This window comes from Lachnoclostridium phytofermentans (genome assembly GCF_000733755.1).
GTDB classification, from domain to species: Bacteria; Bacillota; Clostridia; order Lachnospirales; family Lachnospiraceae; genus Lachnoclostridium; species Lachnoclostridium phytofermentans_A.
The window spans coordinates 206146-218846 of sequence record NZ_JPOF01000006.1; the positions used below are offsets into that span (position 1 = coordinate 206146).

16 protein-coding genes are annotated in these 12701 nt (G+C 32.4%); 5 read left to right on the plus strand and 11 right to left on the minus strand.

The window, feature by feature from the left end; all coding sequences use genetic code 11:
- Window positions 1-196: 196 nt before the first annotated feature.
- The gene (locus CC92_RS0114290) at window positions 197-1117 is read right to left on the minus strand and encodes a DUF1848 domain-containing protein (protein ID WP_029504987.1); all 921 of its coding nucleotides are present in this window, start codon (window positions 1115-1117) and stop codon (window positions 197-199) included.
- Window positions 1118-1517: 400 nt separating this feature from the next.
- Between CC92_RS0114290 and CC92_RS0114295 the strand changes: the two genes are divergently transcribed.
- Together CC92_RS0114295 and CC92_RS0114300 are read left to right on the plus strand one after the other, a co-directional pair.
- A complete protein-coding gene (locus CC92_RS0114295; protein ID WP_051650908.1) occupies window positions 1518-2129 on the plus strand; it encodes a chromate transporter in 612 nt (203 codons plus the stop codon).
- Window positions 2126-2686: a chromate transporter gene (locus tag CC92_RS0114300; RefSeq protein ID WP_029504989.1), complete on the plus strand. Its 561-nt coding sequence runs from the start codon at window positions 2126-2128 to the stop codon at window positions 2684-2686. The genes CC92_RS0114295 and CC92_RS0114300 overlap by 4 nt, the downstream gene beginning before the upstream one ends.
- Here the strand turns inward: CC92_RS0114300 and CC92_RS0114305 are convergent.
- Both CC92_RS0114305 and CC92_RS0114310 read right to left on the minus strand, forming a co-directional pair.
- A complete protein-coding gene (locus CC92_RS0114305; RefSeq protein WP_029504990.1) occupies window positions 2683-3564 on the minus strand; it encodes a LysR family transcriptional regulator in 882 nt (293 codons plus the stop codon). The two genes, CC92_RS0114300 and CC92_RS0114305, sit on opposite strands and share 4 nt — an antisense overlap.
- On the minus strand, window positions 3554-4114 hold the full coding sequence (locus CC92_RS0114310; protein ID WP_051650909.1) for a GNAT family N-acetyltransferase: 561 nt from the start codon (window positions 4112-4114) through the stop codon (window positions 3554-3556). The genes CC92_RS0114305 and CC92_RS0114310 overlap by 11 nt, the downstream gene beginning before the upstream one ends.
- Window positions 4115-4342: 228 nt before the next feature.
- On the opposite strand from CC92_RS0114310, the gene CC92_RS0114315 reads away from it, so the two are divergent.
- Window positions 4343-4909, plus strand: a complete 567-nt coding sequence (locus tag CC92_RS0114315; protein WP_029504992.1) for a histidine phosphatase family protein — start codon at window positions 4343-4345, stop codon at window positions 4907-4909.
- Between the two features lie 240 nt (window positions 4910-5149).
- On the opposite strand, the gene CC92_RS0114320 is transcribed toward CC92_RS0114315, so the two are convergent.
- The 5 genes from CC92_RS0114320 to CC92_RS22590 form a co-directional block, all read right to left on the minus strand.
- Window positions 5150-5908 (minus strand): EFR1 family ferrodoxin, encoded by a 759-nt coding sequence (locus CC92_RS0114320; protein ID WP_029504993.1) that lies wholly within the window; start codon window positions 5906-5908, stop codon window positions 5150-5152.
- A gap of 22 nt (window positions 5909-5930) precedes the next feature.
- Window positions 5931-6665 (minus strand): lysophospholipid acyltransferase family protein, encoded by a 735-nt coding sequence (locus tag CC92_RS0114325; protein WP_029504994.1) that lies wholly within the window; start codon window positions 6663-6665, stop codon window positions 5931-5933.
- 456 nt (window positions 6666-7121) lie between these two features.
- Window positions 7122-8066: a GNAT family N-acetyltransferase gene (locus CC92_RS0114330; RefSeq protein WP_029504995.1), complete on the minus strand. Its 945-nt coding sequence runs from the start codon at window positions 8064-8066 to the stop codon at window positions 7122-7124.
- Window positions 8067-8416: 350 nt separating this feature from the next.
- The gene (locus tag CC92_RS0114335) at window positions 8417-8701 is read right to left on the minus strand and encodes a hypothetical protein (RefSeq protein ID WP_029504996.1); all 285 of its coding nucleotides are present in this window, start codon (window positions 8699-8701) and stop codon (window positions 8417-8419) included.
- Window positions 8702-8722: 21 nt separating this feature from the next.
- A complete protein-coding gene (locus tag CC92_RS22590; RefSeq protein WP_155998491.1) occupies window positions 8723-8884 on the minus strand; it encodes a hypothetical protein in 162 nt (53 codons plus the stop codon).
- Between the two features lie 358 nt (window positions 8885-9242).
- Here CC92_RS22590 and CC92_RS0114345 point away from each other — a divergent pair, with 358 nt between their 5' ends.
- Window positions 9243-9698 carry a hypothetical protein gene (locus tag CC92_RS0114345; protein WP_029504997.1) on the plus strand — a complete coding sequence of 152 codons (456 nt, stop codon included), beginning with the start codon at window positions 9243-9245 and terminating at the stop codon, window positions 9696-9698.
- Window positions 9699-10655: 957 nt separating this feature from the next.
- Here CC92_RS0114345 and CC92_RS0114355 read toward each other — a convergent pair.
- The gene (locus tag CC92_RS0114355; protein ID WP_031420426.1) at window positions 10656-11129 is read right to left on the minus strand and encodes an HD domain-containing protein; all 474 of its coding nucleotides are present in this window, start codon (window positions 11127-11129) and stop codon (window positions 10656-10658) included.
- 144 nt (window positions 11130-11273) lie between these two features.
- Window positions 11274-11558, minus strand: coding sequence for a hypothetical protein (locus CC92_RS0114360; RefSeq protein ID WP_029505000.1), 285 nt, complete (start codon window positions 11556-11558; stop codon window positions 11274-11276).
- A 132-nt stretch (window positions 11559-11690) separates the two neighbouring features.
- On the opposite strand from CC92_RS0114360, the gene CC92_RS22595 reads away from it, so the two are divergent.
- Complete coding sequence (locus tag CC92_RS22595; RefSeq protein WP_155998494.1) at window positions 11691-11858, plus strand: hypothetical protein; 168 nt, start codon at window positions 11691-11693, stop codon at window positions 11856-11858.
- A 221-nt stretch (window positions 11859-12079) separates the two neighbouring features.
- On the opposite strand, the gene CC92_RS0114370 is transcribed toward CC92_RS22595, so the two are convergent.
- The gene (locus CC92_RS0114370; protein ID WP_029505001.1) at window positions 12080-12493 is read right to left on the minus strand and encodes a DUF3788 family protein; all 414 of its coding nucleotides are present in this window, start codon (window positions 12491-12493) and stop codon (window positions 12080-12082) included.
- Window positions 12494-12701 lie beyond the last annotated feature (208 nt).

A 12701-nucleotide genomic window follows, 5' to 3' on the forward strand; every position in this document is an offset into this window, starting at 1 on the left:
CACTATAGTAACTCAAGCCAACGAACGAAAAAACTTCTATTTTTGTGAATGTGATGTTTTAAGCATAGAATAACATGAATCATGTAGAATAACAATCAAAATAGGAACAAAGTTAAACTTTTTATTTTAATTGCTTATATTTTTAATTCCTATGAGAATAACCTTCTATATCTTAAGATATTGCTTTTGTTTCTATCTATTTCTTAAGCGTTGCAACCTTACGTAAGGTTACTTTATCAGTAACTGAAACTGTATCACATAATAGCTCTGAATAAATATCATAGTGGTTACGATGATACTCCACTTGATCTTTTGTCTCTGTAGCATAACAATATACACAGCCATTAGGACATGTATCATAACTACCAATATCAATACTTTGAATACAACCACAGTTTGTTCTTTGATTGATATCTTTTAACGTCTTTAACTCATACCCTACAAGTTCTTCCATCATCGCCTTATCAATACAACAACCATGTAAAATTCCAAGGTGATCTAAAGAAATTTCTTCTGAACACGTCATAACAGACATATTATACCTTTTTGCAATCTGCACAAATTCAGCACATAATGTATATATTTCATCTTTTGTAACTTCACGAAATGGTACTTCCTTATTCTCACGGTTCTTCATCTTACGATATAAATCTAAAAAACTAATAACCACTCGATTCGTTGCCCCCTCAAGAGCGATAGCAATTTGTTCAAAAGCCTTCCTATGATATTCTACCGTATAACGATGATTTATCATGATCGGATCGTAACGCCATACCATTCGTTCTTTTCCAAGCTTTTCTGCTAAGTAAAGAAATTGTGGTATCAGGACTTTACGCTTATCCGGTAAACAAGGTTCTATATCCTTCCCGTAGCTTGTCAAAGTATATTGAACATAGAACATATAGTCCTGTAATTTATCTAAATATTTTATCAAACCTTGTGGGTTTTTGGTCCAAAATACAATACAATCAATGTCTTCTTTTCTTAATGGAATTTTACTTACTTGATGTGGATTCCAGGGATTTTTCACACAAACTACCCCAGATTTTAAACGCTCAAGAAACCATTCCATATAATAATTCGGAATATCCGTTCTTCTGCTAACACTAAGTATCATTGGAAACTCCTTTCCACTTGCCTATGATCCATAGTAATCGTAACGATTTCTATAAACCATATTAGCAAAGAATTAATGATAAGTTTTTTAATAAAATCCAACTTATAGAAACCTTAGTAACCTAACTGCTTACCCACTAAAATAACCTTGTTTCTATCCTTTATAAACTGTCCACGAATCATTGTAAAATCATTACATAGCGTTTTGGACTTTTACATGCTATATATCTCCTTCTTAATAAGTAAATACTTATCAGTTTGATAAAAAGTACATATTTTACAGATCTACTTTTATCCGTTATCATAAACACATGTTTAAAAAAGTCGAATAGTTGCAAAAATAACCTTAGTTATTTATTTGGAGCAAGACTTTTATACTATCAATAAGAGAGGTAATATTCATGGAACAAAATGTTACAAAACAAGTGGTACCTTCTTCTGAGCCACAACACAAACATGTACTCTGGCAGTTATTTAAAGCAACCTTTTGCCTTAGTGCATTCACATTTGGGGGCGGATTTGTCATTGTATCCCTCATGAAAAAGAAATTCGTTGAAGAACTTGGTTGGCTTACTGAAGATGAGATGCTAGACATTACTGCAATCGCACAATCTTCTCCTGGGCCAATTCCTATCAACGCTTCTGTTATTCTTGGTTATCGAATGAAGGGGATTCTTGGTTCCCTTGTCGCAGTTCTTGGTACTGCAATCCCACCAATGGTTATCATTTCTGTAATTGCTGTTTTTTATAAACAATTCAGAGAAAATACAGTGATTGCAACTGCATTACAGGTTATGAGAGCTGGTGTTGCAGCAGTTATTTTCGATGTAGTTATTAATCTTGCAAAAAATGTTTGTAAAACAAAACGCTATTTATATATCGGATTAATGGCAATTGCCTTTGTTCTCACTTGTTTCCTAAAGGTTAGTGCCATGGTAATAATACTATCCTGTGTTGCTATTGGTGTTATCGACTTAATCATTCAGATGAAGAAAAAAGGAGAAACCGTATGATTTTCAAATTATTTTTAAGCTTTATTCAAGTAGGTTTATTCAGTGTTGGTGGCGGTTATGCTGCCATTCCATTAATTCAACAACAGATCGTAGAGATTCATAAATTGATGACTTTAGCAGAATTCACAGACTTAATCACTATTGCAGAGATGACTCCTGGACCAATCTCCATTAATTCAGCAACCTTTGTTGGAACACGTCTAGCAGGAGTGCCTGGCTCCATCATTTGTACTTTAGGTGTCGTCTTACCATCCTTTTGTATCTGTCTAGCACTGGCTTATTTCTATTATAAATATAGAAATTTTTCTGGAGTCCAGACGATCTTGTCTGCCCTTCGTCCAGCTGTTGTCGCTTTAATTGCTTCAGCAGGTATTTCTATCTTAATGTTAGGATTATTTGGATCTGACCACAGCAATTTTGCACTATCTAATTTTAGAATAATCGAAGCTCTTTTATTTGTAGGTGGCTTATTCCTTCTTCGAAAATTTAAGGTGAATGCAATCGCAATAATTTTTGGTAGCGGTGTGATTGGTACCATATTATATGCTATTTTTTAAACAAGCTTCATATTGGAACAGATAGTAATAAATTGTTTCAGTGGCTTTGAAAGAAATTTATCTTTATGATATATTAGGTGGATTTGCCTACGCACATGGATATCTTCTAATTGCAGAACTTTTAGTATCCCTTCCTCTACTTCTGCATTTATGATCATTCGCGATAAGATAGCAAGGCCTCGACCATGTTCCACAGCATTTTTGATTGCTTCACTGTTGGTACAAGTCCATTTTTTTTGCATTGAAATATTCCTCTCGAGTAGAAGCTGTTCATACTGATTTCGGTTAACGCTTGCTTCTTCTCTTGAAATTAATATTTCATTTTTTAATTCTTCAAATGTTATTTTCTCCTTCTGGTATAACGGATGAGGACGGCCGGCAACTAAGACTAACTCATCCTCACAGATTGGAATCTGTCTCATATCTTTATCAATTACAAAACCTTCTACTATACCGAGATCAAGTCGGCAACTACGAATTAGCCCCTCAATCGTTTGAGTATTATGAATAATGACACTGGTATCTAAGGTGCCATAGTTTTCTTCATATTGATCCAATAAGTCATTTAAAAGACTTGTTCCAACAGAAACACTCGTTCCTAGCCGTATCCTTGATACTTCACCAGCATTCTTCATTACCTGTTCTGTATTTTCAAATAACTCAACAGCCTGTCTTGCATATACTAACAATAATTCTCCCATTTCTGTAATGAGTAGCTTCTGAGATAGCCGTTCAAACAATTTTACTTGGTAATGTTCCTCTAACTCTTGAATAGCTTGACTTACTGCTGGTTGAGAAATATAGAGTTTTTCAGCTGCCCGCCTCATCTTTCCACATTCAACAACCGCAATAAATATTTTAAAATGTCTAATTGTCATAAATAATCTCCCTTGACATTTTGCGGTCAGTTTCAATTTTATTTATTATTTTTTCAAAAACTAATCGTTTTGTACCATCCTGTTGTAGTAAAATATATCCACAAGGTTGATACCCTTCTCTTAGTATTAAATGTTTCATCAACTCATTATCAGGATGAGTGTCTATTCTTATGCTATCCAGTCTCTCTTTCCTACAATAATCTTCTGCTGCTTGAAACAAAAGATTTGCAATCCCTCTTCCACGGTAACTTGATGAGATTGCTGTGCGGTGTATGGTTCCATAGATAGCATTTGGATAAAGCCATTCTCCATCATAGACTGTATGATAACTAGCATCTTCTCCATAACAAAGTGCCATATAAGCAATTATCTCATGCCCCCCATAGAACACATAACCTTGTTCATTTTTAATATCCTCTAATATAATTTCACTATTTGGTGATCCATTCTGCCACTGATCGATTCCCTGTTCTTTTAGAAACTCTTTCGCGTCCTCTATTATTTGCATAATAAAATCTAAATCTTTTAGAATCGCTTTTCTTATCTTCATAGCAAATCCTCTTCCTCTATAATAAATCGTAAATCATGTTTTCTTCTATTAATTAAATATTTTAATAGATTAGGCTTTTTTTGATACATTGTATCACATATCTTATCTGAATGCGACAAGAAACACCGAAGGAAGTATCGTATTTTTCGGAAGAAATACTAATGAAAACTTTATCATATTATGCTACACTGAATAAAAGGTCAGATAATGTTGAAAAAGGAGATGCCTATGAAAATTTATTTCATACGACATGGTGAAACTGATTGGAATGTAGAAAATAAAATACAAGGAAGCAATGATATAGAGTTAAACGAAAATGGTGTTTCACAGGCCATCGCACTTGGAGAAAAAATCAAAGCACTTGGTTATCCAATTCATAAAATCTATACTAGCCCTCAAAAGCGTGCAAAGAAAACAGCGAAACTATTAAGTAAAGCTATTGATGTTGAATATGAAATCACTCATGGTCTTGAAGAAATGAATCTTGGTCGTTGGGAAGGATTTACTTGGAAAGAAGTAAAAGAAGAGGATAGCGAGATCTATAACTCGTGGTATTCAGAACGAAACACAAAAAAAACGCCGGATGGAGAATCTTATGAAGACGTGCTCTCCCGCTCTCTTGCTGCTGTTCAATCCATTCTAAAAAATGAATCGAAAGATATAGCAATCGTTAGTCATGGTGCTGTTATTAAATGTTTACTCTGTCATGTAAATAACGTACCTTTTGATCAGATGGATCAATTTCGTACAGGAAATACCTCTATTACTATCATCGAAGCTTCACAATTAAGTTAAATGAAAAAGAGGCTGATTATTAAGAAATGCTAGCACTATGTTAATATCTGTGCTTTCTTGCTAATAATCAGCCCTTATGACTTTATGAATTTAGCTTTTTTTACTTCTAGTCTATGAATTCAGCTTTTTTTACTTCTAGTCTATGAATTCAGCTTTTTCTATACTACATACGAAACCTTTCTAAAAAAATAATCATAATCATTTCAAATCTACTTATTTTGACTTTATTTTCTATGAGTGTTATTTCATAGGATATTCTGGGCATTGATACCGTACTTTTTCTTTGCTATTTTTACCATATTCAATCGCCTTAGTCGGACATCCACAGATACATGCCATACAATGAGTACACTCTTTTCCCCACACCGGTTTTCTATCCTCCAACCTGATATTGTTGAGAGGGCATGCACGAACACAGTAGCCACAGCTTGTGCAAGAATCTGTCACATAAAACCCTTTGGCTTTCACAAAGAATGTATAAAAAAAGCTATTGATAATTCCACTTAATAATCTACCACCAAACGTAATTCTCTGGTTTGATAAAGAAACTCTTTCCTTTATTTTTTTAGTAATATCTTCAATCGTTGGCTCTGATTTACTTATAATCTTTAATGCCTCTTCTTTGGGAGGTGCTGCATACATTGCAATGTAGTTTTCTGGCATCACAACTGGAGCACAACCCATAAATTCTAATTCCTTTTCTTTACATAGCTTTTTCACATATTTTTCTGCTGCTCCGATACCATCACCACATGTTAGCACAAAATAAGCTTTTTTATTCCCATTAAAATGTATCTGAGTCAATAAGTCACTTACCACTCGAGGGATACGCCAAGCGTATGTAGGAACTACAACCACCAGAGGCTGCTCGGATGAAATTCCTTCCATAGAACCATTCTTAATTCTCTCATTTAATGATAGGACGCTATCACCTGTTTCTTTCGCAATAGTATGAGCTACATAAGCGCTGTTACCAGTTCCTGTGAAATAGAGTATCATTTTCTCCTCCTAATTGTGTTATCTAGATATTAGGGTTGTTGTCATATTTTTGATTGCTTTTGTCCTCATAAAATCCTCTGTATTCTTTTGGCAAAAGTTCAGCAATACTCACCATAATATGGTTTAAACAATTTGCTTCCCAGTCTCCTTTGGTTTCCTCATCAGATTTTTTAGGCAGATTGAAAACTTGACCTATGTTAATATTGATATCAGCATCATAAAATGCCTCTTTACCCATATCTTCCTTTATAGGCATGAATTTTTCCGAACCCCAAATACCTATTGGTACTATTGGGGCATTGGTGAGCTTTGCAAAGAGTAAAATTCCTTTTTTCCCTTCCAGCATCTTTGCTGTTCTGCTCCTGGTCCCTTCGGGAAAAATTAATATGTTATTACCTTCCTTTACAGCACTAATGACCTTTTTAATTGCATCTTTATCCGGTGAATTTGGTAATATTGATATTGATCTGACGGTTTTAAATCCTAAATTTGTAAGAGAATTCGATTCTAATTTTTTCCCTGCCACAAAGATAACATTCTCTTTTTCCAGTACTTTGTTCAAAATTAAACCATCAGAATTGCTTAAATGATTGCAGACGAATAAATAAGGCCTTTTAAAATTACAATTTAAATTCTCAAGACCTTTTACCTCTAGTTTAACATGCCTTTTCATTTGTAAATTAACATAAAACCTAACAAACTTAGTGATTAAAGGATCAGGTAACAGAGTAACAGATTTTAATAATAATTTATTCATTTATATATTAACCCCTTCATAGTGCTTTTCATATTTTTTCTTAAAAATTCTGAATAACATAGTTACAGAATACAGTATTTACTACTAGCTATCAATACTTTGAAGAATAAAATTCATAAAATACACTTAACTTTTTGTTTACAAAACCTTGACAACTCCATTAGTTGCTAACAAAATATATCTAACTTATGGGATCATTTCAATATCGTAGTCTAGTAGCATAGTTGTTTCTCTATCATCTTCAAGATGTGCTACTTTCTTACACGTCAATAACACCATATTAACTAATCGATATGGCATTGTCAATGTGCTGCTTTTTTGGGTTGTTGCTTACTACTCAGTTACTACAAATAAACATAACTACCAACAAATTGATCGTTGGTAGTCTCGTATCACACCTATTTATCGTTATATTGATACATATACTTGTGAGAAAATCTCTATTCGATTTCTCTATCAGTCATGGAATGCACATTCGTCGATTCTTCGAACCACACTATTAGTATATGCAGTAAAATACTTTGTCCAGAATCCTTTTGCTGTCGGGTTAAACCCCTCAAATTCAACTCCTAAAAGTTTATATCCCTCCGATTCTAACAGCAAAGACGTATAATTAAGTAGACTATGATAGATATTCTTTCCACGATATTCAGGAAGACAGTATGCACCGCAAATATTAAGCATGCCATCAACCTCAGTTACAAAATTTTCTCCTCCATTGGTTATTTCTACAAATGCGATTAGCTTTTCTTTATCCCTTGCAACAAATAACCTTGAATTACGTCCTTCTTCATGTATCAAGCTCTGTTCGAAATCTTTCAGTGAAGTATACATAAAACATGGACTACTACTCATGTGCTCAGATAACATCCGGCGCATTTCTCTAACCTGTATTACTTCTGTTTTTGCTAGTTCACCAAAAGTAATGTCTCCACATACAGGATGTTCTAAGAGTTCCATTGGACGAATTGCCTCGATACAGCGAAGTCCAAACCCATATGTAAAAAATGCGTTTATTGACTCATAATCATGTGCATATAATGCGACTGCATGATATGCAATTTTATTCTTTACCCATTTTTCTGCAGCTGCCTGATACATTTGTTTGTAAATCATACCTCTGTTTTCTTTAATTGCTCCATGTGCATGAATGGGTGAAAATATTCCCTTAGCCATTGAACCAAATGCATTATCCCATGGCTTATAGGAACATAAAAAACCTACCATCCTGGATCCATCAAATGCAGCAACACCTAGTTCATTACTTGCAAACTGTTCCAAATCAGGAAAAATATCAATACAAGGCAGTATCTGTACACACTCTCGCTCTTCGTTATAGTTTGCAATAGCAATTTCCCTTGCTTCTTTTACATGGTTTAGCTCAAAATTTAAAATTCTCAATTTATCCTCCATTTTATTATGAGGAGTTAATAAACGTTATCCCCCCATAAATACACATTATGCTTAGTATTTTTCTTCATCATTTACAACTCTCCTTTCTGTAATTATTTATTATAACGCATCAGCGACATAATACTAACTTTATGTATCTCAATGAAATATTTATATACTGAATCTACCAAATACTTTACCAACTAGAAATAAATAGTAGGGTTAATTTTAGGTTTTTTTATCAACAACTCCTTTAGGTATCATATAAAAATCTGCCATACTGGAGTTCATTTGTAAATCTCACCATTTTCATTCGTATAATAAAATAAGAATTCCGCTGTATATATACCAACAGGTAATTAAAAACTAGTCAAAGGCGCATAGTACAATGGTCTAGTATTCGTAAGCTCTTTACCTTCATCTAAATTAAAATAATTAGAATAATCTAACTTAAGCTCTTCATGTTTATCGTTGTAAATATATATCTCTAAAGGGTAAAATGACATATAAGGAAATACAATACTATCCTCTTCACCACAATATGTCATACTAGACCAAAGACGTATGAACTCATCTACCTCAAAAATATTTTTATTCAAGTTTGCTTCTAATATAAAGTTTTTTGTAGTCTTTGATTCATGCATACTTTCCCAATTATTTTTAGCTTATACTTTGATATATTCTGTTGAAATAAGTTCGTGCTTTTTTTCACCAGACAAATCCTCTTCATAGTATGTTGTTAATGTATACTCTCCTGGTGGTAACACAAATTCTCTACCTGCGAAATTTGTTGATTCTGGTTTCTCATAGCCCTTAAATATCTTCATATTCCTTCATGTAATCCTCGCTTTCATTTATAAATTTCTTGTTACTCTTGGATGCCGACATATGCTATCGTAGGTATGTTCCATCATTTCGGTTGTTATACTATTCAAGTCTTTCAATATTTCCTCTCCTTATTTTCGTAAACATTATTTTTTATACTTATATTTTCACTTTACATGTACTTAATAGTTATAATTACTGAAATATATATTTATATTTGTGATTTTTTACTAATTTACATATATTGTAATTTAATGTAATCTTATAGTACATTAAGTAACTTTAAATATTAAATCCGGATATGAGTTGCTTAGTATATTCTATTACCTAAAGTTGAGTTTTTAAGAAAGGAGCCATACTATGAAAAAAATAATTAAACGTTTTATAGCTTTTGTATTTGCTACAGCTTTATTTCTTGCACCACTAACAACTCCAATTACTACATATGCAGCTAATTCAAGTTTAACCTATGTGACTATCACTGATAATTCTCGAGTTTTTGAATATAGGCCTGACCCATTAAACTTATCTCAAACTAATCATTATGCCGGCTTGAATGATGCTTATACATTTCAAAATTGGCAAATACCTGCAGGTAAGGATTTTCACTTTTACGTAAATCTTCAATATTTAACAGATTATCAGATAATGATTATTGATGGAAACGCAAGTAGCATAACATATTATAATGAAAGTAATTCTAGTTCATTTTATATTAAAATCCCTGCTATTTCTGAAGATAATTCCTATTACATTGAAATTATTTCCTATAGTACAAATGCATATGTTAGAGGTTGGGGTGGGTCTTGGCAATAAATCATTAACTAATCATATTGTTATCAAGTACTAATCCATACATAATCAGCTTCGTTTAATGGTGCCGTATGAGCGGCACCATTTTAATTCTAGTTTAGTGCAACAAAAAACCTACTAAGCTTATATTGATAGTTGATAGGCGATACTTTTCTCATTAAATTTATTCAATATTTAATACGCTATTGAGAAAGATTGTGATGTATCCTAAGTTCAGATTATACTAATACTATTCACCTAATAGTATTGGTATTTTATCCTTAAAATACTTGCCTATTTTTTCTACCTCACTCATTACCTTAGAAATATACTCAGGTTTTGTAAACCAATTGTTCTTGTATAAGCCATTTTAATCTACAACAGAAGATACTAAAGATTCAGTATTTGCTGGGAAATAGTATTTATATGTAAATAAGGTACGTCTACTATGATAAGCATTTGTGTAACTGACTTGTTATCAGTATTGATAACATAATCGTTTGGATAGTGTTCTAACCTTAGCCATTCAAAGGATACCTCATTATTATCGCCACGTTTTTCATGTCGTTTAACAAGCGTTTTTTTGGAGCAGGTCATTGTGAATCCAATTATCATGTAATCCTTGGCTGTAATATTTTTCAATATAGACTCACGTGTTGTTTGGTATATCATCCTCACAGAAGAAAGGACAACATAATCAAAATTTAAGTTCAAGTATGTAGACAAAACATAGGACATGTTTTTATTGATATTAAACTACTGCGAATCAATAATCATATTATACCACCACAAAAAGATTGCATCCACCTTTTTATTCCAATAACGCTATCAACTATCAATATTAAGTTTTCAATGTACCTAATGAACTAAATATTAAGTTACCTCGGTAACTTCTAGTTTAGCGTACTAAAAAACTACCAACTAAATAATGATAGCTGGTAGCCATAAAGTCATATTCAATTTATTCTCTTCGGATAATGCTCATTTTATTAAGTTAATCCCAAATTCTATAAGTAGATTATTATACCTATCAAATTCCCATTCTGCAATTGAAAAATCATTATTGTAGAAGCAATGATCCATTACATCTGCATCTTTTAACAATTCATCATATTCATCATGAATACTGCGTTTATCGCTATGATTTGCTATTGCGTTGGTAATTATTTTAATTTCATTATCATTATATGCTTTCATTTCTTTTAATAGTGTTTCTGCTCGTTTTGCCCCTTCTATTGCATGGTTGTCACTACTTCCACCTGCCATATATCCTATATCATGCAGCATCCCGCATGTAGTTGCAAGTTCAGCGTTCAGATTTCTCTTTTCTGCCAACAATGTACAAAACTTCGAAACTCCATACATATGAGAAGCATACATGCAGATTTTATCAGGCTCATTACCTATCACAATACGATCAAGCATTTTGCGCAACTCTTCAAGTCTGTTTTGCATAAGAAAGCCTCCTTCATCAAATATAAATAATCCTTATCAAAAGAATACTACATATTTTACCAACTATCAATATTCTGTTTTCAATGTACACCTACTACACTAAATAATAATTTAACCCCATAATTCTCTCCCGAAAAAATAATGTTACCACCATATCTTAATGTAATCTTCTTTTATTCGATCATAAGTACTATTTACCAATCTTACATTTTCTTTATTCTTGTTTGTATGATTAATCCATTTAATAAATAGTTCTATTGTTAGTGGTAAATAGTCTCCTAATGTATAATCTTCCAACCATTCTTTATCCTCAAGACTATTTATCCAAATATCAAATTTTTGTTGATATTTCACAATATTATCTGCAATTTCATCTGGACACTCTAATAAATCATCATAATATGTCCATTGTGCTATCACATATTTCATTCTTGGCACCCCCTATGAGGTTATTATCTACTAATCGATATGTAGTTGTCAATGTGTATATGTCTATTAAGCTATTTACTAAACTACTCATTTAATGTAAAATATTCCTATATCAAACAAAAGGAGAATTCTATGCGTAATAATAAATGTAAGAGAGAATCTGATGGTTCTAACGGTTTAGCTATTGGTACTAGCTTAGGTTTAACATTTGGTCTTTTATTTCATAATATTTTTATTTGTCTTGTATTAGGCATGTGTATTGGCTTACTTTGCGACGAACACCGCAAGAAAAAATCTTAGCACACTTTTTGAGGTCATTATAATTCTAGTTTAGTGCAGCAAAAAACCTACCAACCATATAATGATAGTTGATAGGCGTATACCTATTTCTTATTAAACATAATTAATACGCTATTGAGAAAGATTACGAAGTGATAGGCTTATTTTGCATAGCTCATAAACTTAACAAGAGAAATATTGTGGACTAAGTAAACTTTGTGCTGTATTCATAATATGTACCTTTACTGCTTATAGTTCGCTCTAATCTGCAACATCGTTTTGATATCATCTAAATGAATAGCGCTTAAAACTCGGTATTCTATCCAACCTTTATGGCGATAAGGGCTGTTATCAATACATTCTTTAGCGTATGGTAATAAACCATCATAGACATTTCTAATGCTTTCATCGGATAATCGTGTTACTATAGTAAAAGTATCTTTTTCCGTAATAATATCACAAATATATTTACTTTTTACATGATAACTTATCTTCCAACATCTACTATGAGCATCAAATTTTATCATCTTTACTGAATTTATATCGTTTAACAAAAAAGCATCGACGTTATCAAACAATTCTTTCCCTTCTCCGATATACGCTAAAAATTCTTCCATTGTGGGCTTTTCATTTTTATTTGACAATCTTTCATACATTTTCTAACCTCCTCATATAATCTTGCGATATCTCCTTTATTTAGCAGTATCGCAGTTTTTCTTTTTTAATAAAGTCCATTATTTTATGGATACAAAACGTTTTTCATACTTTAGATAAGAGAAAAGAGTATACCTAATAGAACGTCTTTGCTTTTGCTCTATGATGATACTATCAACTATCAATATTAAATTTTCAATGTACAAAATA